The 19451-nt window shown below is 69.9% G+C and carries 15 protein-coding genes and 1 other RNA gene; 4 read left to right on the top strand and 12 right to left on the bottom strand.

Annotation, left to right across the window (positions count from 1 at the left end; genetic code table 11):
* Positions 1 to 40: 40 nt before the first annotated feature.
* The 4 genes from ABT352_RS21005 to ABT352_RS20990 all read right to left on the bottom strand — a co-directional run bounded on the left by ABT352_RS21005 (position 41) and on the right by ABT352_RS20990 (position 6234).
* Positions 41 to 1777 (bottom strand): MmpA family trehalose lipid delivery protein, encoded by a 1737-nt coding sequence (locus ABT352_RS21005; protein ID WP_350946542.1) that lies wholly within the window; start codon positions 1775 to 1777, stop codon positions 41 to 43.
* Complete coding sequence (locus tag ABT352_RS21000) at positions 1777 to 2547, bottom strand: FkbM family methyltransferase (RefSeq protein WP_350946541.1); 771 nt, start codon at positions 2545 to 2547, stop codon at positions 1777 to 1779. The genes ABT352_RS21005 and ABT352_RS21000 overlap by 1 nt, the downstream gene beginning before the upstream one ends.
* 191 nt (positions 2548 to 2738) lie before the next feature.
* Positions 2739 to 4964 carry an acyl-CoA dehydrogenase family protein gene (locus ABT352_RS20995; protein ID WP_350946540.1) on the bottom strand — a complete coding sequence of 742 codons (2226 nt, stop codon included), beginning with the start codon at positions 4962 to 4964 and terminating at the stop codon, positions 2739 to 2741.
* A 220-nt stretch (positions 4965 to 5184) separates the two neighbouring features.
* Positions 5185 to 6234, bottom strand: a complete 1050-nt coding sequence (locus ABT352_RS20990) for a hypothetical protein (protein WP_350946539.1) — start codon at positions 6232 to 6234, stop codon at positions 5185 to 5187.
* Positions 6235 to 6733: 499 nt separating this feature from the next.
* Here ABT352_RS20990 and ABT352_RS20985 point away from each other — a divergent pair, with 499 nt between their 5' ends.
* Complete coding sequence (locus tag ABT352_RS20985; protein WP_350946538.1) at positions 6734 to 7846, top strand: S1C family serine protease; 1113 nt, start codon at positions 6734 to 6736, stop codon at positions 7844 to 7846.
* 193 nt (positions 7847 to 8039) lie between these two features.
* Here ABT352_RS20985 and ABT352_RS20980 read toward each other — a convergent pair whose 3' ends face one another.
* Positions 8040 to 9110 (bottom strand): polysaccharide deacetylase family protein, encoded by a 1071-nt coding sequence (locus tag ABT352_RS20980; protein ID WP_350946537.1) that lies wholly within the window; start codon positions 9108 to 9110, stop codon positions 8040 to 8042.
* A gap of 361 nt (positions 9111 to 9471) precedes the next feature.
* On the opposite strand from ABT352_RS20980, the gene ABT352_RS20975 reads away from it, so the two are divergent.
* Complete coding sequence (locus ABT352_RS20975; RefSeq protein WP_350946536.1) at positions 9472 to 10302, top strand: MIP/aquaporin family protein; 831 nt, start codon at positions 9472 to 9474, stop codon at positions 10300 to 10302.
* Positions 10303 to 10389: 87 nt separating this feature from the next.
* Positions 10390 to 11907 carry a glycerol kinase GlpK gene (gene glpK, locus ABT352_RS20970; protein WP_350946535.1) on the top strand — a complete coding sequence of 506 codons (1518 nt, stop codon included), beginning with the start codon at positions 10390 to 10392 and terminating at the stop codon, positions 11905 to 11907.
* 140 nt (positions 11908 to 12047) lie between these two features.
* On the opposite strand, the gene ABT352_RS20965 is transcribed toward glpK, so the two are convergent.
* Positions 12048 to 12416: a roadblock/LC7 domain-containing protein gene (locus tag ABT352_RS20965; protein ID WP_350946534.1), complete on the bottom strand. Its 369-nt coding sequence runs from the start codon at positions 12414 to 12416 to the stop codon at positions 12048 to 12050.
* Between the two features lie 283 nt (positions 12417 to 12699).
* Positions 12700 to 13611, bottom strand: a complete 912-nt coding sequence (locus tag ABT352_RS20960) for a DUF4388 domain-containing protein (protein WP_350946533.1) — start codon at positions 13609 to 13611, stop codon at positions 12700 to 12702.
* 481 nt (positions 13612 to 14092) lie between these two features.
* Here ABT352_RS20960 and ABT352_RS20955 point away from each other — a divergent pair, with 481 nt between their 5' ends.
* Positions 14093 to 14458, top strand: a complete 366-nt coding sequence (locus ABT352_RS20955) for a hypothetical protein (protein ID WP_502992879.1) — start codon at positions 14093 to 14095, stop codon at positions 14456 to 14458.
* A gap of 172 nt (positions 14459 to 14630) precedes the next feature.
* Here ABT352_RS20955 and ssrA read toward each other — a convergent pair.
* The 5 genes from ssrA to ftsE form a co-directional block, all read right to left on the bottom strand.
* Positions 14631 to 15015: a transfer-messenger RNA gene (ssrA, locus tag ABT352_RS20950) on the bottom strand.
* 329 nt (positions 15016 to 15344) lie between these two features.
* Complete coding sequence (locus ABT352_RS20945) at positions 15345 to 17234, bottom strand: penicillin-binding transpeptidase domain-containing protein (RefSeq protein ID WP_350946532.1); 1890 nt, start codon at positions 17232 to 17234, stop codon at positions 15345 to 15347.
* 2 nt (positions 17235 to 17236) lie between these two features.
* Positions 17237 to 17704, bottom strand: coding sequence for an SsrA-binding protein SmpB (smpB, locus tag ABT352_RS20940; RefSeq protein WP_344922291.1), 468 nt, complete (start codon positions 17702 to 17704; stop codon positions 17237 to 17239).
* A 112-nt stretch (positions 17705 to 17816) separates the two neighbouring features.
* Positions 17817 to 18725 (bottom strand): permease-like cell division protein FtsX, encoded by a 909-nt coding sequence (gene ftsX / locus ABT352_RS20935; protein WP_350946531.1) that lies wholly within the window; start codon positions 18723 to 18725, stop codon positions 17817 to 17819.
* 31 nt (positions 18726 to 18756) lie between these two features.
* Entirely contained in the window at positions 18757 to 19446 is a 690-nt protein-coding gene (ftsE, locus tag ABT352_RS20930) for a cell division ATP-binding protein FtsE (RefSeq protein ID WP_012888192.1), read from the bottom strand.
* Between the last annotated feature and the right edge of the window lie 5 nt (positions 19447 to 19451).

Raw genomic sequence — 19451 nt, 5'->3', positions numbered from 1 at the left:
TACCAGCTGGTAAATCTCGGTGTATTCGCGTCCCAGAGGATCAGAGGCGGTACAGCACGAGCTCCTGACCAGCGAATATCAGCCGCGCGCCGGGCAGTCTGGAACGAAACAAGTTCTCGCTCGACCTCTGGACCAGCACGTGGCTGATCCCCTCAGCGGCCAGCGGCCCGGTCAGCGGGCCGGACCCCGCGAGGATCGCGCCGACCCTGCGCGCCCTCGGATCCTCGCCCGCGAGGACGAGCGTACGACCGTCTCCCAGCCCGACCGGCAGGCCGTCGTTCCAGACGACCTCGCGCCGGAAGGACTTGACGGCCGGGTCGAGCACCACCCGGCCCCCGTTCCAGCCGAACACCCGGTAGGCCCCCCACGGCAGCGTCAGCAGCGCCCCCGGCACGGGATCCGCGTCCACGACGCTCCGCACCCCGGACCAGTCCGGGTGGTAGTCGACCGCGACCAGCCTGCCGAACGCCCCCAACGCGAAGGTGGGCAGCACCAGCAGGGGCAGCACGAGCATGCCGGGACGGATCACCGGGGACAGGCGCGCGGTCACCGCGGCCAGGCCGACCGCCTGCAGCAAGGCGAAGGGGGCGAGATAGAGCTGCCCGTCGCGGAGCGGTCCGAAGCCGGGCCACAGCCCGACCAGCGCCTCCACCGCCCCCGGCAGGAAGGCCCCGGCACACGCCACCGTCAGCCCCGCCACCGAGGCGACCGTCAGCCCACCCCAGTACGCGGGCCGCCCGCTGTCCCGCCCGCCCCCAGCCGTACCCCGTCCGCTCTTCGCGACCGGCCCGCCCCCGGCCACGTGGCCCGCCGACGGCCACCCCCGCGCGAGGAGGGCGTACCCGGTCACCGCCGCCACGGCCACCGCGAGCCGGACGAGGGCCGACCACCAGGTCTCCTGTCCCGGTACGGCCGCTCCGGAGTTCCACACGCCGCCGAGGGTGAGCAGGCTGCCGAGGGTGCCCAACGGCCCGTCCGCCCGTGGTGCGAAGGCCCGGACCCCGGCCGGATCGGTGACGGCGGAGCTGCCCAGCGCCGGGACCAGCCACGGCAGGCTCAGCACGGCGACGGCGAGCAGCGCTCGCGGCGCCCGGCGGCCCGCCACCGGCACGACCGCCATCGCCGAGACGAGCATCGCCTGGAAGCCCCCGATCGCCGCGGGGATCAGCGCGAGGACCGTCCTGCGCATCCCCCCTCGGGTGACCGCGCGTACCGCCCACGGCAGGCCCGCGTACCCGAGCAGCAGCGCCCACTGGCCGAGCAGCAACCGCTGGGCGAGGTAGACGTTCCAGGCGTAGAAGACCGCGGCGACCAGCCGGGCGATCCGGCGCTCCCCCGGCACCAGGGCCGCGGCGCCCGTCGCGGCGAGCACGAAGATCCCCAACAGGATCGCCTTCTGCGCGATCTGGCCGGGAAGGACCGAGGAGAGCAGGGCCACCACGAGGTCGCTCGGCACGGCACGGGGGAAACCGCCGCTCCGCGCCGGGATCGGCGGGTCGGGCACGAACACCATGTCGTAGCGGAGCACGAAACCGGAGCCGAGCGCGGGCCAGAGCGCGAGCACCCCGAGGGCGAGCCCCACCAGGGCCGGGACCAGGAACGACGCGAAGACGTGCCCCGCGGCCGGGTGCGGGACGGGGGTGCGGGGGGCGAGCGCGCGGGAGGTGAGGGCTCGGGGGGTGAGCGCGCGGAGGGCGGAGACGCGGGAGGCGAGGGCACCGAGGGCGAACACGCGGGAGGCGATGGCGCCGAGAGCGGACACGCGGGGGGCGCGCACTACGAGACGGTGGGACGGAACAGCACCATGTTCACGTACTCACCGCCGGGCCTGACGAGACGGGAGACGAAGCTCCGCTCCACCTCGCCGACCGCCGCCGCCTGGTGGGCGGCCAGGTCGAAGCCGTCCAGCGGAACCCAGGTGCCGCCGGTGAGGACGGAGCCGGTGTAGCCCCACTCCGCGAGCTGGTCGACGACCAGGCCGATGTCCTGGTGTCTGGTCTCCAACTCGACCAGCAGGACGGGCCGGTCCCGGTGGACGGTCCGCGCGGCGCCGCGCAGCGCGGCGAGTTCGTGGCCCTCCACATCGACCTTGATGAAACGGACGTCCTTCAGGTCCAGCTCGTCGATGGTGACGGTCGGGATGTCCACCGGCACCCCCTCCCCCTCGCCGTGGACGAGCGAGGCCGTGGCCTCCGCTCCCCGCCCGCCGCCGGGTATCCACAGCCGCGCCGTGCCCGAGCTGTCCGAGGCACCCGCCGCGATCACCCGGACGTCGGGAAAGGTCCGCCCGAGCATGGCGGCCAGGCGGGGGTTCGCCTCGATCGAGACGACGTCGCAGCCGAGCCTCCGAAGCCTCGCGGTCCACGGCCCGTACCAGACGCCCACGTCGACGGCGGTGCCGCCGCGTGGCACGAATTCTTCGGCACGGGCCAGTTCGGCGTCCAGCCGGGGGTAGACCCGGCGGATCAGGGCGCCGAACCAGCGCAGCGGGATCGCGCCGGCCACGGCGCTCCGGACGACCACACCTGGCCGGAACCGCATCGACATGCGCGAAGCCTAACCGAAGGGGTCAAACCCGACCTGTACTGAAATAACCGCCCTTGACCTGCGGTGCCCGCCCGCAGGATCACGGGCGGGCGAGAACGCGCCTTCCTTACGCTCACGACGGGAGGCGGGTCACTCCCCGGGCGCGGGCACTCGGGACGAACCGAGCGCGTCCCCTCACCACGGCAGACGGCTCACTTCCCCGGCTCGGGGTCGCGGGGCAGGCCGAGCATGCGTTCGGCGATGATGTTGAGCTGCACCTCCGTGGTACCGCCGTAGATCGTCATGGCCCGGGTGGAGAGGATCGCGCGGTTCCAGTAGCCCGCGTCGCCGAGCTTCATGTCGGCGGCGACGACGGCCGAGGAACCGAGCAACGAGACCGCGCACTCCGAGACGTGCTGGGCGTGCGAGGTGGACAGGAACTTGCGGACCGATGCGTCGGCGCCGGGCTCCTGGCCGGTCAGCTGCTTCAGGGTCACCCGCAGTCCGAGCGCGGCGATCGAGTGGCCCTCGCAGACCACGCGGGCCAGTTCCTGGCGCTCGGCGGGGGTCAGCTCCCTGCCGAGGCGCCCGGTCAGGCCGAGCAGGTCGGGGACGGACGAGCCGGTGCCGCCGGAACCGGAGGAGAGCGAAACCCGCTCGTTGGACAGCGTGTTCCTCGCGACCTTCCAGCCCTGCCCGACCTCGCCGACGACGAGCTCGTCGGGGACGAACACGTCGTCGAGGAAGACCTCGTTGAACAGGTTCTCCCCCGTCATCTCGGTGAGCGGCCTGACCGTGACGCCGGCCCCCTTCATGTCGACCAGGAAGTAGGTGATGCCCTCGTGCTTGGACCCCTCGGAGGAGTTGCGGGCGATGCAGATGCCCCACTCGGCGAAGTGCGCCACCGAGGTCCAGATCTTCTGACCGTTGAGCCGCCAGCCGCCCTCGACCTTCTCGGCCTTCATCTGCACGTTCGCCAGGTCGGAGCCCGCACCGGGCTCGGAGAAGAGCTGACACCAGATCATCTCGCCGCTCAGCGTGGGCGGCAGGAAGCGCTCCTGCTGCTCGGGGGTGCCGTATGTGACGATCGAGGGCACCACCCAGGCACCGATGATCATCTGGGGCAGCCTGACCTTCGCGGCCTTGAGCTCCTGGAAGATGAGGACCTGCTCCAGCGGCTTGGCGTCGCGTCCCCAGGGCCTGGCCAGGTGCGGCATGACGTATCCGGCGCTCGCCAGTGCCCGCTTCTGCTCCTGGCCCTCCAGCGCGGCGATCCCGGCGATCTCGGTCCGGATGCTCTCGCGCAGCTCGGCGGCCTCGTCGGGCAGCTCGATCTCCAGCTCCCGGCTCACGCCGTTCAGTGCCAGCTCCGCGACCTTCTCCGCCCACTCCCCCGAGGAGCCGAGCAGGGCGCGCAGGGTGAGCGCGCGCCGGTAGTACAGGTGGGCGTCGTGCTCGTAGGTGTAACCGATGCCGCCGAAGATCTGGATGGCGTCCTTGGCGCAGAGCACAGCCGCGTCGGGGGCGACCACACCGGCGATCGCGGCGGCGTACGCCCGTTCGTCGGCCGACACCTCGGTGCCGCCCGTCACCTCGGCGGCGCGGACGGCGTCCCACACGGTCGCGCGGGCCTGCTCCAGGGCGACGAGCATCCGGGACGCCTTGTGCTTGACCCCCTGGAACTGCCCGATCGGGCGGCCGAACTGCACGCGCACCTTGGCGTACTCGGCGGCGGCGGTCACGCACCACGACGCGACGCCCGCGGCCTCCGCGCCGAACAGGATCGCGGCCAGATCCAGGACCTGCGAGCCCCGCAGCCGGTCGAGGATCCGCCCCGCCGGTACGGTGACCGCGTCCAGCTCGACCTTGGCCACCCCCCGGGTGAGGTCGAGCGACCTGACCGGGGTGACGGTCGCCGCGGAGGCGTCCACCGCGACCCACTCCTCGCCTCGGTCGGTGCTCACGGGGAGCACCAGGACGTCGGCCGACGCGCCGCCCAGGACCGGCTCGGCGACGCCGCCGATCGTGAGGGTGCCGTCCTTCGCGCGGGTGCCGGTGACGGAGGCGCCCAGCGCGACCGCACCGGTCAGCGTGCCGTCGGCGAGACCGGGCAGGAGCTCGGCCTGGGCCTTGCCGTCGGAGGCGAGGATCACGGCGCCGGCCAGCACCGTGGGGACGTACGGGCCTGGGGCGACGCGCTCGCCGAGGGCCTCGACGGCGACGACGGTCTCCAGCAGGCCGTAACCGCTGCCGCCGTGCTCCTCGGGGATGTGCAGGCCGAGCAGGCCCTGGTCGGCCAGTCCTGCCCAGAAACCGGGGCGTTCCCCACCCTCCGCCGCGACGGCGGCGCGCACGGTCCCGGACGGGATGTTGCGCTCCGCCCACCTGGTCACCGACTCCCGGAGCGCCTCGTGCTCCTCACTCAATCCGATCGCCATGACAGCCTCCAGACAGGATTCAATGCCAGAACCATATTCTAGAAGGTACTTCCATCACAACGCGCGAGATCACCTTCCGGGCACGCGATCTCGCGCCGTGGACAACCGGAGAGAATCCCGCACGCCGAGGCTTCCGACCCCGGACTCACCGCGCGGAGGGCACCCGTTCTGCGCCCGTCGGCCTCCCCGGTGAGCCGGGGCCGGACGGACGCGGAAGGGGTCAGAGGGCGCGGACGCTCGCCATCAGCGGAGCGATGTCGGCCCAGAGCCGCTTGCGCCCGTCGGGCACGGTCACGAAGAGCATCGAGGGCTTGCGACGGCCCACGTCGATCACGGCGAGCGCCGACTGCGAGGTGCGCTTCCTGCCGTTGACCTCATAGGTGACCTTGTAGGCGAGCAGCCATCCCTTGCCTCCGGCGGGCCGCTGCGAGGCGGTCCAGACGACCTTGCTACCCGCAGGGTGGTGGCCGCGGATCGTCCACCTCACCGCGTTCAGCGCCGCCCTGCGGTAGTCGGCGTCGCTCTTGAGCGCCTTGGCCGGGGTGGCGCCGGGCAGTGGCCCCGAGGCGATGACCGTGCGCGGCAGACGGGTCGCGCCGACCTGCTGGCCGACCGAGAACGACGGCACGGCCTTGCTCTCCCACGGCGTTCCCAGGCTGGCGTAGGTGAGCGCGGACCTCGTGTCGGTCACCGCGCCCAGCACCGTACTCGGCGTGCCCGGCAGGACCTGCAGGGCGGTCGCGCCCGGCAGGGCCGGCAGTGTGATCGGCGAGACGGTGGGCGAGGGCTTCGCGGCGGGCATCACGGCCCTGCCGACCCCCGCCGGGTCCTTGGGCTGGTCACCGGAGAACAGGACGAAGATCAGGGCCACGATGACACCGGTGAGGACGGCGGCACCCAGGCTGTAGGCCAACCGGATCGGGATGTCGCCGATCCGCATCAGCAGGCCGCCGGACCTCTTGGTCCCGCCCCGTGCCTGCGGCCCGCTCTGCACCTCCGGCCGGTCCTGCGCGCCGGACTCCGCGAACACGCCGGGCCGCCGCGCCGCGCCTGGCCATCCGGCCGCCGTGCCCTGCCCGTCGCTCTGTCCACCGTCCCGCCCGCTGCCGAGCCGGTCGCCCTGCCCCGCCGCGCTCCGCCCTCCGGCCGCGCCCGCCGGTGCCCCTCCACCCGTCCGGCCGGGCATGCCGGTCCGATCGGGGCGCCAGAGCCCCGCGGAGCCGCCTACCTGCCTGACCGGGATCGTGCCGAGACCGCCTGACTCGCGCACCTGGCCGGCGTCCTCCTCAGGCTCGTCCCGCCCGTCGCCCGACGCCGTACCCGGCGAGGATGGAGGGCGAGGGAACGATCCAGGAGGCCCGGAGACCAGAACGGTCTCCTCGCCGTCGCCGATGGGAAACCGCCGGGGCACCCGAGGACTGATGATCGAGCCGTCTTCGGCGGGTATGGCGGGTATGGGAGCCGTGGGCGCCTCGTATGAGGGGATGTATCTCTCATGAGAGCGCCCGGAGGAATTGCCGCCGACGTCCGCCATACGCGCCAGGTTATGTCACCTCGGAAAGATTCGACGCATCGTCGTTTATTACGCTTCGGCTACGGGAGGCACATCCGCCCAGGTGACCGCCTTTTCCGTCCCATGAACAGAATGTCACTCCGCCGACCCCGGCATGGGGTGCGCGAGAGGTCGGCGCGCTCACGATCGGGCGGGCTCCGCCGCGACAACCCTCACAAGGCGTATCTTCCTCCCTGAGCTGGGCAAATACCCTTGTATGGGGGTATCAAAGACAGGCGTCGCGCTACTGGCCGCCGCCGTGACACTCGCGGGCTGCGGTCAGGGCCCGGAACTGCGAACATCCGGGATGGTCGGCTCACCCGTCGCCCCCACACCCGGCGCGCCGGCGAGCACCTCCGCCGAAGCGTCCCCGCCGGACTCCCCCGCGCCCGCGTACGTCCCGGACGCCCTGGAGACCGCGTACGAGCGGACGATCGCCAAGGTGCTGCCGTCCATCGTGCAGATCACCACCGACAACGGCCTCGGCTCGGGGGTCGTCTACGACGACGCCGGGCACATCATCACCAACGCCCACGTGGTCGGGAGCTCCAAGCGTTTCGAGGTCACGCTCGCCAGCGGCGGCGCCCCGCGTACGGCGAGGCTGGTCAACTCCTTCGAGCTGGGCGACCTGGCCGTGATCAAGGTGGAGGACCCGGCCGGGCTGAGGCCCGCCGTCTTCGGCGACTCCGCCAGGCTGCGCGTCGGTGAGATCGTGATGGCGATGGGCAACCCGCTGGGCCTGTCGGGCAGCGTCACCGACGGGATCGTCTCGGCGCTGGGCCGCACGATCACCGAACCCGGGGGCGAGGGCTCGCCGGGCGCGACGATCACCGGGGCCATCCAGACATCCGCCCCCATCAATCCGGGCAACAGCGGCGGCGCCCTGGTCAACCTCAGGGGCGAGGTCGTCGGCGTGCCGACCCTGACCGCCGTCAACCCCGAACTCGGCAACGCCCAGGCCCCCGGCATCGGCTTCGCGATCCCGGCCAACACCGCCAAGGACGTCGCCACGCAGATCATCAGGGACGGCAAGGTCACCAACACCCGCAGGGCCGCGCTCGGCGTCGTCGTACAGACCGTGATCGACATGAACGGGGAGCCCGCGGGCGTCAGCGTCGTACGGGTACAGAGGAACAGCGGCGCGGAGAGGGCGGGACTCAAGGCCGGAGATCTGATCGTCTCGGTCAACGGCACCCCCACCCCGTCGACCCAGGAGCTGGCGACGGTCCTCGCGCAGCTCAAGCCCGGCGACGACGCGAAGGTGGAGACCCTGCGCCCCAACGGCTCGACGACCACCGTGACGGTTCCCCTCGAGGAACTCCCCGGCTGATCCCGGTGCCCCGCGGGAAACCTCGGGACACGCTCGGGTCCTGCTCGGCCGCCTCGGGACACATCGAAGAGACATCGACCGTCCGGCCGAGGATCGGTAGGCCAGGACCGATCCTCGGCAGGTTCAGATCAGTTCGGGATGATTAAGGTCAATCCGGGCTGACCCAAACCGTTTCCGGTCAGGCCGGGCCGGGTCAGTAGGGCAGGACGCGGTCGGTGAAGGACTTGGCCACGAAGGGGGCCTTGAACTTGGGGAAGGCGACCGTCTTCACGTCGCCGTCGGAGGTGTAGCGTTCGTCGGCGTTCGCCTTCAGCCAGTCGAGCCAGGCCACGGAGCAGAACTTCGCGCAGTCGCCCTTCTTGTCCATCGAGCGGATGCGCGGGATGCCGAGCGGGTCGAACTTCTTGTTGAACGGTGACATCGCCGGGGTGTAACCGGCCAGGAAGACGCCGCCGTAGTCGTAGGAGACGTCGCCCGAGGAGCCCTTGCGTCCCCACTCCTTGCCGTCGGGCTGGTTGCCGTACGGCAGGGCGAGCGTGACCGGCGGCACCTTGATCAGGTCGGTGATGAGCCGGTGGCCCGCCGCCACCTCCGTGTTCACCTCCTTCTTCGGCTTGCCCCTCAGGTTGAGATGGTCGCGGGTGTGGTTGCCGATGTCGAAGCCCTTCTCGGCGAGCCAGAGGAGCATCTGCGCCCCCTCCTCGGGCGTCGCCTTGCCGAACATGTCGCGCGTCACATAGAACGTTCCGACCCCTCGGAAGCCCGGGTGTGCCTTGGCGACCTCTTGGAGGATCGCGACGGCGGTGTTCGGCTTGGGCAGGCCCATCCCGTCCAGATCGAACTGCGAGGGCGAGGAGTCGTCGAAGGTGAGGACGACGGGGTGCTTGCCCGCCGGGATGTCGATGCGCCCGGTGACGAACTCGGCCGCGGTGATCGCGACGTAGTCCTCCTTGGCGAGCCGCTCCAACTCGGTACGGAACTGCTTGGGGGTGCGGTCGTCCTGGGTGGAGGGTTTGTCGACGATCCGGTGATACATGAGGACGGGCACCTGCCCGAGCTCGTTGGCCTTGACCTTGGCGGCGGCCTCCGTCTTGGCCTTGAGGAGGTTGGCCTGCGAGGCCGCGGCGGCCGACGCCTTCGCCGCAGCCGCCACCCTGGCCTTCTGTTCGTCATTCTCATCCGGCCCCGTCGATCCGCATCCGGCCAGCACGGCTCCCGTCGCGACGACGGCCACACCGGCCCTGCACATTCTGAGACGGCCCATCGAATTCCTCCAAGCGCACTGAAGATACGCTTCTCATCCCCCTCTGACCTGCGAGTTGACCTCCGCACCCGGCAAAGGTTCCCGCCCGAGCGGCTCTTGGCTGCGCCGGGAGGGCGCTGGAGACACCGGGCGGCACCGGGCGGCCCGGAGAAGAGGACGTCCTCACGCGGAATCCCGGAAGGTGACGGGATTCTTACTCGACGGTTACATCACAAGTAGGGACATAAGGGCATGTTTCGGTGGCGTTGCCAATTACTTAGATTGTTGACCAAAAATCAACAATCTCGTCACGAAATCGTTGACCGCCCTGGAATTCGTGCCTACCGTCCGAGCATCCGGAGCGGCGCCGTGAGGGGGAAATATGGCAGAACGCCTGAAAAACCGGGGTCTTCTTGGCGAGATGGCAGCCGAGTTCGTGGGCACCATGATCCTTATCCTGTTCGGGGTGGGGGTGGTGGCCCAGGTCGCGGCGGCCGAGATCGGCGACCACGACAGCATCGCGTGGGCATGGGGACTCGGGGTGACCCTGGGCGTCTACGTCGCGGCACGCACCAGCGGAGCCCACCTCAACCCGGCCGTCACCGTCGCCCTCGCCGCCTTCAAGGGCTTCTCCTGGCGCAAGGTCCTGCCCTACGCCCTGGCACAGACCGCGGGCGCGTTCGTGGCGGCGCTCATCGTCCGCTTCAACTACAGCGAGGTGCTGCAGAAGGCCGACCCCGGGCTCACGATCAAGACCCAGGGCGTCTTCTCGACCCTGCCGGGCAACGGGACCCTGCCCATCGGCACCTGGGGCGCCTTCCGCGACCAGGTGATCGGCACCGCGATCCTGCTCCTGCTCATCCTCGCCGTCTCCGACGCGCGCAACTCGGCGCCGATGGCCAACCTCGCCCCCTTCGTGATCGGCCTGATCGTCGTGGCCATCGGCATGGCCTGGGGCACCAACGCGGGGTACGCCATCAACCCCGCCCGCGACTTCGGGCCCCGGCTTGCCTCGTACCTCACCGGGTATGAGACCGCCTGGCAGGATCAGTACGGCCAACTGTACTTCTGGGTGCCGATCGTGGCGCCGGTGATCGGAGGGCTGATCGGGGCGTTCCTGTACCAGGTCCTGATCTCCAGGTTCCTTCCTTCCGAGGAGGCCGAGCCCGAGGTGGGGCGGATGCCGTCCGACGAGAAAGCCGACACCGCCTGAACAGGAGCGGGACGACGACCACGGCCGAGAACCGTTACGGGGAGAGCGGCAGATCTCCCGGAGAGTCTCACAGAGGAGGCACCATCCATGCCTGACTTCGTCGGAGCCATCGACCAGGGAACGACGAGCACCCGCTTCATGATCTTCGATCACGGCGGTAACGAGATAGGTCGCCACCAGCTCGAACACGAGCAGATCCTGCCGCGGGCCGGGTGGGTCGAGCACAACCCCACGGAGATCTGGGAGCGCACGAGGGCGGTGATCGAGACCGCGATGAACAGGGCGGGACTCTCCGCCTCCGACCTCGCCGCGCTCGGCGTCACCAACCAGCGCGAGACCGCGGTGGTCTGGAACCGCAGAACCGGGCGCCCGTACCACAACGCGATCGTCTGGCAGGACACCCGTACCGACCGGATCGCCTCGGCCCTGGACCGCGACGGCAGGGGCGACGTCATCCGTCACAAGGCGGGCCTGCCCCCGGCGACGTACTTCTCCGGCGGCAAGATCCAGTGGATCCTGGAGAACGTCCAGGGGGTGCGCGAGGCGGCCGAGGCCGGGGACGCGATCTTCGGCAACACCGACTCGTGGCTGCTGTGGAACCTGACCGGCGGCCCCGACGGCGGCGTGCACGTCACCGACCCGACGAACGCCAGCCGCACGATGCTGATGGACCTGGAGACCCTCGACTGGGACGACGAGCTGCTGTCGTTCTTCGGCATCCCCCGCCGGATGCTGCCGGCCATCGCCCCCTCCTCCCACCCCGGCCTGTACGGCACCACCCTGGCGAGAGGCCCGCTGGGAGGCGAGGTCCCGCTCTCCGGCGACCTCGGCGACCAGCAGGCCGCCACCGTCGGACAGGTCTGCTTCGGCGTCGGCGAGGCCAAGAACACCTACGGGACCGGCAACTTCCTGCTGCTCAACACCGGCACCGAGCTGGTGCGGTCCCAGAACGGCCTGCTCACCACCGTCTGCTACCGCTTCGGCGAGGAGCCTCCGGTGTACGCCCTTGAGGGCTCCATCGCGGTGACCGGCTCCGCGGTGCAGTGGCTGCGCGACCAGCTCGGCATCATCTCGGGGGCGTCGCAGAGCGAGGCGCTCGCCCGGCAGGTCGAGGACAACGGCGGCGTCTACTTCGTCCCCGCCTTCTCCGGCCTCTTCGCCCCGTACTGGCGATCCGACGCCCGGGGCGCCATCGTCGGCCTGTCGCGCTTCAACAACAACGCCCACCTCGCGCGGGCCACCCTGGAGTCCATCTGCTACCAGAGCCGCGACGTGGTCGAGGCGATGCGACAGGACTCGGGCGTCGCCCTCGACGTCCTGCGCGTCGACGGCGGCGTCACCGCCAACGACCTGTGCATGCAGATCCAGGCCGACATCCTCGGCGTGCCCGTCTCCCGGCCCGTCGTGGCGGAGACGACCGCTCTGGGGGCCGCGTACGCGGCGGGGCTCGCCGTCGGCTTCTGGAAGTCGACCGACGAGCTCAAGCAGAACTGGCAGGAGGGCCGCCGCTGGGAGCCCCAGTGGTCGGACGAGCAGCGGGCCGACGGCTACGCCCACTGGAAGAAGGCGGTCGAGCGCACCCTCGACTGGGTCGACGTGTCCTGAACGACCGGATCCCGGTCGCGGGTACGACTCCGCTCACCGACGAGAGCCCGGTCACGGGTACGGCCCGGTTCCCGGACGAGAGCCGGTCGCGGGTACGGCTCCGGCGGTGAGCGGGATCCCGGTCGCGGGTGGAGTGCCGGTCAGGTGGCGACGAGGAGCGCGCCCAGCCGCTCGACCGTGGGCCGGGACTCCACGTGCAACCGGGAGACGTCCAATCCCTCGTCGGCGAGCACGACGAGCAGCGCCTCCTGACGCACGGCGTAGACGACGATGTACCCGCTGCGGCAGCGGGTCACCACCTCACGAAGCTCCCCCATGCCCACCTCGTAGCCCGTCCGCTTGCCCAGGCCGAGCGTGGCGGCGGCCAGCGCCGCCAGCACCTCCGGCCTCGGCCCCTCGCTGTCGGCCGCGACGAGCAGCCCGTCCACGGACGCGACGGCCGTCTCCATCACACCGGCCACCTGATCGCGCAGGATCTTCAGCTCGGCGAGCACCGCTTGCCTGGTCATCGTGTTCCTTTCAACGTGGAGCGCCCCGCCTTCAGGCGTGGGAAGAAAACGCGGCAAGACACCGCACAGGTCGTCAGCATGTGCGTGCGGTGGCGACGACCAAGCCGCCGCACGTATGACCCGCACCACCCTCGCCGCCGGGCCGGCGGAGAGGGAAAACGCCTGTGGAGCCGAGGTAAGACCTCAAAAGGGAGAGTTTTCCTCCTGGCGGGCAAACGGCGATGAAGCAGGAAACCCGACCCGTGAGGGTCGGAGTCCCCTGGCTTCGACCGTGGGAAGGAGGTCAATCGCCCTCCGGTTCCCAGGAAGGCGGAAGCGAGGGCAGGGACCGCAGCGCGAGGAGGGGCCGGGAGGGGATCGGTCCTCCCCCTGCGGCGGCCAGTATCTCGTTGACCTTGCTGGTGCCCGGATGGCGGCGCGGCAGCCCGGGAGCCGGACTCTCGTCCGGATCCTCCGCCGCGGGCTCGGGAGCGGGCGTCACCTCTCCCGCCGGGGAACCGCCGAGGTCGAGCACCCCTTCCTCGACCATCCTCGCGATCTCGCTCATCACCGCGAACAGGCCCTTGCCCAGGACGAAGGCGATGTCCCGCGGCGTCCGGCGCCCGTTCGCCCGGTCCAGGACGGCGCGGCGGATGCGGTCGGCGCCGAGCAGCGTGGGAACGGAGACGGCCGGGGGCACGGGCCTGACGCGCATGGACAGGCCCAGCCGTCGCCAGGTCTCCACGTATCCCATACGGCGCGCGGTCTCCCGTGCCAGCCGTTCGTGCCCGATCCCCGGCAGGACGGGCAGCAGCGGCCGGCGGTCGCCGGAGCCCACCGGTTCGGCGGCGCACGACTCGACGCCGTACAGGACCATGGCGAACACCGCGTCGAAGAGCGCGGCCAGGCACACCGCCTCCAGACCCGCCTCGCCGATGACGCCGCGCTCGGCGAGTTCGGCGGCGAGCCGGTCGGCGGGGGCACCGGTCGTGTACGCGTCGGTCCAGTCCTTCTCCGACACCCTGCCCGAGCGCAGCAGCAGCGATTCGGGGCCGGGGGCCGCCGGTGTCGTGGCGGCCACCACGAGGCCGTCCCGCACCCACAGCGCTCCTCCCGGGCCTCCTTCGACGCGGAGCACGCCGGAGAACCGCTCGCGGGAGAGTTGCTGCAGGCATCTTCCGATCTCGCCCAGGATCTCCGGCTCCCCGGCGGTCACGCCGTCATCCCGTTCGGGGAAGGGGAGCGGCCGGCCGCTCCACGAGACGGCATCGGCTGGATGGCGGCCGACGACGGCACAGCGTCACCTCTGGTTCTGCTCGCTGAGGGTGAGTCGTTCACGTACGGAATGTGGGCCGGTCTTCACCACCGGATGTCTCCCTCGGCTCTTTCACGGGCGCTCGGACGGGAGACGACGCGACCTTGGCGCCCGTGCACTCCGGACGAGCCGGGAGACGCCCGGACGCGGCGCGACACCCCTGAATCCGTGGGACGGGACAGGTCATGCCCCCGGCCACGAACTTCGGATATCTCCCCTAATGAGCTGTTCATCCGCTACTAGACCATATTGCACTTCACTAACGGTAGTAGTTAAGTGTACTTTACGTATCGACAGCCACAAACTGCCCCATCTGTATGTCCGATAAGTCCCCTCCTCGGCGAGGCGCCGAGGTGCGGTCGCTCGCCCGGGAAAGAAGATCATGAACATCGAAACCGCCCTCAAGGAGACCATGACGATCGACGGCGCGGTCGGCGCGGCGCTGGTCGACTACGAAAGCGGCATGTCTCTCGGCACGATCGGTGGAGGCCGCGACCTCGATCTGGAAGTCGCCGCCGCGGGCAACACCGAGGTCGTCCGGGCCAAGGTGCGGACCATGGCCGCGCTGAACATCAACGACTCCGTCGAGGACATCCTCATCACGCTGGCCAGGCAGTATCACATCATCAGGCTGCTGTCCGACAGCGCCGGCCACACCTTCCTCTACCTGGTGCTCGACCGCGACCGCTCCAACCTCGCCCTGGCCAGGCACCACCTCAGGCGCATCGAGTCCGCGCTCACCATCTAGCCGCGAGAACCACGGGGCGGCGTCACGACCGGAAGGCGAGTTCACCCGGCGACGAAGGCTTCCGAAAAAGCGACCCCGCTGTGGCCAGGAAAAGACGAAGGGCGGCCGAGGCGGCACTGAGCCGACTCGACCGCCCTTCGGCGATCTGTTCCGCGCGGTCGGCGCGGAACGGGGGTGGAGGTGGCGGGAATCGAACCCGCGTCCTTCAACTCCAAGACAGGGCTTCTCCGGGTGCAGCCTGCTGTGCTTTTCTCAGCCCCGGCAATCACGCAGGCAAGTCGCCGACGGGCTCAGCCACTGTAAGATTTCCCGATCTTCCCCGTGGCCGGGTCGATCGGTTGAGCCTCCTAGCGATGCCGGATCCGGGCCGGAGGCGCTCCCGGGCCGGCAGAAGTCACTCGCTGCTTAGGCGGCGAGTGCCAGGTTGCCCTGGCTGACTTCGGAGTGCGTCTTATTGGCACTTGTTGGTCGCGGTCACAGTGTTAACGAGGTTATGTCCGCAGTCCTCGACCCGCTTCACCTGGCTTGAAAAGCCAAAGTCGAAACCAGTCACCCCCTGTTGAGTTTTCAACGCGACCCCGTGGGGTCGAGCCATCCGAAGATACCTCCTACAACACGGCCGACGCGAATCGAATTCCCGCGCGGCGCCTGCGTGAACCAGCGGAGCCCCCAACGCCGAAACCCCGGGGACACCCGCGAATCGCGAGCGCCCCCGGGGTCGACCGGCAGGGTCGAGCCGGTCCTGACGGCAGGGCTTCCCCCGAGATGAAGCCCTGTCCCATCATTGCGACCGGGTCCGCAACCCCCCAAGCGGAGCCCGGTCACTTAGAAGGACGCAAACAAGACACCCCATGGTTGCTCAGGGTGAAAAAAACAGTGCGGAACGTCACAACCCCGCGTGAAGCCCCTGGAAGAACCTCCCCGCGACGGCCGCCCCGGCCGTGGCGTCCGAGCTCTGCGTCAGCACCGCGACGGCGACGTCCCCCTGCCACCCCACGAACCAGGCGAGCGGCTTGCGTTTCTGCGAGGCGACGGCGGTGATGCCGTGGACGGGGTCGCCGGGTGCCGCGGCGGCACGCGCGGAGCCCACCGTCACTCCACTGCGCATGAAGGTGCGGAGGGTCTCGACCGTCTTGTCGTCCAGCTTGACCGGGTCCGGCGCCTTGGACGGCTTGGCGTCGGGTGTGGAGTCGGCGACCTCGGGCTCGGTGACCAGGACCGGCGGGCGCCAGGTGCCCGAGGAGACGGCTCCCGCGACCAGCGCCATGGACAGCGGGCTGACCAGGACGTTCTGCCCGGCGATCGCCTTGGCCGTGGCCGCGTCGTTCCTCAGCGGTTTCATGGAACCGCTGAACGACCTCAGCGGGAGCGTCCACGGCGCCCCGATGCCGAACTTCGCGGCGTCGGCCGCCAGCTCCGCGCCGTCGATCCTGCGGGCCAGCGCGGCGAGCGCGGTCACGCAGCCGGTGGCGAAGTTGGCCTGGATACTCGGCGAGCTCCCCGCGGGCGCGCCCTCCTGGTGGAACGCGGCCCCCCCGACGGACCTGTCTGCCGGGCAGGCCATCTTCTGCTTGGGGTCGATCTTCGCCTTGAGCATGCCCCCGACGGTCATGATCGAGAAAGCGGTCCCCGCGGGGAACCTCCCCGCGAGGGCGTGCTTCTCCTGGTCGTACTGCTCGGTGCTGGACACCGCCAGGATGTCGCCGGTCGAGGCCTGGACCGCGACCAGCATGCCGGGAGCCCCGCCGCCGAGCAGCGCGCTGTCGGCCGCCTTCTGGTGGGAACGGTCGAGCGTGGTCTGCACGGACGAGGTGGAGCGGTCGGGCCGCCACTTCTTGAGCTCGGTCACCTTGAGCGTCTTGAGATCGACGATGATCACACGTGTGTCGGTCGAACCGGTCAGATGCTCCTGGTACGCCTTCTGCAGACCGGCCCTGCCGACCGTGTCCCCGGCCCGCTGCGGGCCGCCGAGCTGCTGCTCGCTCTCCGGGGTGACCGCGGTGACGGTGCCGACGATCTGGGTGGGCGAGGCGGGGGCGACCGCCTGCTCCTGCGCGGAGAGGGTGATCCCGGGGATCGCCTCCAGCTGCGCGCGCAACTGCCCGAACTTCGTACGGCCGAAGGTGACCAGGGGGACCTGGAGGTTGGGCGGCGCGGAGCGGATCCGGCTCAGCAGGCGGTCCTGGGGAAAGCCTGTGATCTTGGAGAGCTTCGCGCAGAGCTCGTCCGCCTGACCGCTCTTCAGGGTGGCCGGGACCACACTCGCCACGTGCAGGACTGCCTTCTCCTGCAGCGGGTCACCATTGCGGTCGAGGATCGGCTGACGCCCCTCGGGGGTGACCTTCACGGCGAACCGCTCCCCCTCGCGCAGCTGGGGGTGCAGGACGCTGGGCGACCAGCGCACCTTCCACCGGCCGTCGACCAGGTGGAGCGGCAGCACGCCCTCGTACTCCCACAGGGGGTTGTTCTCCCCCAGGTCGACCTCGGCGTCGAAGTCGGCCTCGACCTCGTCCGCCGCGCGCCGCATGCTCGTGACGTCGAAACGGAACGAGGCCGCGTCGAGCTGGAGCTTGGCGTCCTCCAGCGCCCGGCTCACCACCTTCTCGTCGCCGTCCGTGCGCCTGGCCGCGGCGGCGTAGTCGCCCGTCTGCCAGCCGATCAGGAAGTCGCGCACCGCCTCGTGAGCCGAGGGCTCCTCGAAGCACGCGGACAACATGGGAGTCGTCACCGCCAGCGCGAGCGCCGCGGCGGTGGCTCGCCGGGCCTTGCCCCTCACGATCACCTGTTCCTGTGCCTGAGCGCGCGCGCCATCTCCCGCTTGGCCTGGTTCTCGGCCAGCGTCTGCCGCTTGTCCCAGTCTTTCTTTCCCTTGGCGAGGCCGATCTCTATCTTGGCCCTGCCGTCCTTGAAGTAGATGGCGAGCGGCACCAGGGTGAGCCCGCCCTCCTTGGTCTTGGAGACCAGCTTGTCGATCTCCTTGCGGTGGAGCAGGAGCTTGCGGGTTCGGCGCGCGGCGTGGTTGGTCCAGGTCCCCATGGTGTATTCGGGAATGTGGACGTTGATCAGCCAGGCCTCGCCGTCCTTGATGACGGCGTACCCGTCGAGGAGGGAGGCACGGCCGAGCCGCAGCGACTTGACCTCGGTGCCCTGGAGCACGAGGCCGGCCTCGTAGGTGTCCTCGATGTGGTAGTCGTGCCAGGCACGCTTGTTCTGAGCGATTACCTTCCGCCCGGTCTCACGTGGCATGTCTGGAGCCTACCGGTGACCGGAGTGTCGGGCCGCGCCCGCGAGCGCGGGCGAGGCCCTGAGCGACGTACGGACGCGCCACGCCCGCGGGGCGTACGAGGACACGGGAGCGTCACACCCGCAGGTAGCGGCGGAGCGTGACGAAGGACGCCAGAACACAGATGAGCACGCCGAAGATCATGGTGATACTGATCACCGAGGCGACCGTCTCCCAGGACAGCTGGCTGTTGGGAGAGAGGTAGAGCTGCACCCCGTCGAAGAGGAAGACCTTGCTGATGATCAGCAGTATCGCGGCCATCACACCGCCGATCAGACCGGCGATGACGCCCTCCATCACGAAGGGCAGCTGGATGTAGAGGTTGGAGGCCCCCACCAGCCGCATGATGCCGGTCTCACGCCTGCGGTTGTACGCCGAGAGCCGCACGGTGTTGCCGATCAGCAGCGTGGCCGCGAAGACCAGGATGATCGCCACCACCAGGGCCGCCCAGCGGAGCTTCTCCAGCAGCCCGAAGAACTTCTCCAGCAACTCCCGCTGGTTCACCACGTTGGAGACCCCGGGGGCACCCTTGACCGCCTCGATCACCGCCGCGTAGGCGTCGGGGTCCTTGAGCTTGACCCGCAGCGACTCGGGCATGTCCTCGACCTGGATGGCGGAGAGCAGCACGGTGTTGTTGGCGTTCTGTGCCCGGAAGTTCTTGTAGGCCTGGGCCGCGTCCTCCACGTCGACCTTCTCGACCTGGGGCATGGCCTCGATGTCCCCCTTCAGCGCGGCCCGCTCCTGGGCGTTCACGCCACCGCTGCCCTTGCACTGCGGGAAGGGGTCGTCCTTCTTGCACAGGAAGACCGAGACCTCGACCTTGTCCGCCCAGAAGTCCTTCATGCTGGAGATCTGGGAGTTGATCATCAGACCGACGCCCAGCAACGCCATGCCGATCGCCACGGTCACGATGACCGCGATGGTCATCGTGAGGTTGCGGCGGAGGCCGATCCAGACCTCGGAGAAGATGAAGTTTGCCCGCATGCTCTTCCTGTCGCTCTATCCGGTCCTGGTGTCAGTACGCCTGGCCGTACACGCCTCGCGACTGGTCACGGACGATCTTGCCGTCCTCCAGTTCCACCACCCGCTTGCGCATGGAGTCGACGATGGCCGCGTCGTGCGTGGCCATGACGACCGTGGTGCCGGTCCGGTTGATCCGGTCGAGCACCTTCATGATGCCGATGCTCGTCGCGGGGTCGATGTTTCCGGTCGGCTCGTCGGCCAGCAGGATCATCGGCCGGTTGACGAACGCGCGGGCCATCGCGACCCGCTGCTGCTCGCCACCGGACAACTCGTCGGGCATCCGGTGTGCCTTGCCCTCAAGGCCGACGAGCTCGACGACCTCCGGGACCACCTTACGGATGAAACGCCGGGGCTTGCCGATGACCTCCAGGGCGAACGCGACGTTCTCGTACACGTTCTTGTTCGGGAGCAGCCGGAAGTCCTGGAAGACACATCCGATCCGGCGGCGCAGGTGTGGAATCTTGAAGTTGGACAGTCGGGCGAGGTCCTTGCCGGCCACGTGGATCGCGCCCGAGTTCGGGCGCTCCTCCTTCAGGACCAGGCGGAGAAAGGTCGACTTCCCGGACCCCGAGGGGCCGACGAGGAACACGAACTCGCCCTTGTCGACATCGACGCTGACGTGGTCCAGCGCGGGCCGGTTCTGGTTCGCGTAGACCTTGGTGACATTATCAAAATGGATCACGGGCG

The sequence above is a fragment of the Streptosporangium sp. NPDC000563 genome (genome assembly GCF_040299985.1).
Classification (GTDB): domain Bacteria; phylum Actinomycetota; class Actinomycetes; order Streptosporangiales; family Streptosporangiaceae; genus Streptosporangium.
The sequence above is the reverse complement of the archived record's forward strand: the minus strand, read 5'-3'. Positions and strand labels throughout refer to the sequence as shown.

Excerpts from the sequence above, each read along its gene's own strand:
- ABT352_RS21000 (WP_350946541.1), bottom strand. The coding sequence starts at position 2,547 with ATGTCGATGCGGTTCCGGCCAGGTGTGGTCGTCCGGAGCGCCGTGGCC.
- ABT352_RS20965 (WP_350946534.1), bottom strand. The coding sequence starts at position 12,416 with ATGACCAGGCAAGCGGTGCTCGCCGAGCTGAAGATCCTGCGCGATCAG.
- glpK (WP_350946535.1), top strand. The coding sequence starts at position 10,390 with ATGCCTGACTTCGTCGGAGCCATCGACCAGGGAACGACGAGCACCCGC.
- ABT352_RS20995 (WP_350946540.1), bottom strand. The coding sequence starts at position 4,964 with ATGGCGATCGGATTGAGTGAGGAGCACGAGGCGCTCCGGGAGTCGGTG.
- ABT352_RS20955 (WP_502992879.1), top strand. The coding sequence starts at position 14,093 with ATGAACATCGAAACCGCCCTCAAGGAGACCATGACGATCGACGGCGCG.
- smpB (WP_344922291.1), bottom strand. The coding sequence starts at position 17,704 with ATGCCACGTGAGACCGGGCGGAAGGTAATCGCTCAGAACAAGCGTGCC.
- ftsX (WP_350946531.1), bottom strand. The coding sequence starts at position 18,725 with ATGCGGGCAAACTTCATCTTCTCCGAGGTCTGGATCGGCCTCCGCCGC.
- ABT352_RS20980 (WP_350946537.1), bottom strand. The coding sequence starts at position 9,110 with ATGGGCCGTCTCAGAATGTGCAGGGCCGGTGTGGCCGTCGTCGCGACG.
- ABT352_RS20975 (WP_350946536.1), top strand. The coding sequence starts at position 9,472 with ATGGCAGAACGCCTGAAAAACCGGGGTCTTCTTGGCGAGATGGCAGCC.
- ABT352_RS20985 (WP_350946538.1), top strand. The coding sequence starts at position 6,734 with ATGGGGGTATCAAAGACAGGCGTCGCGCTACTGGCCGCCGCCGTGACA.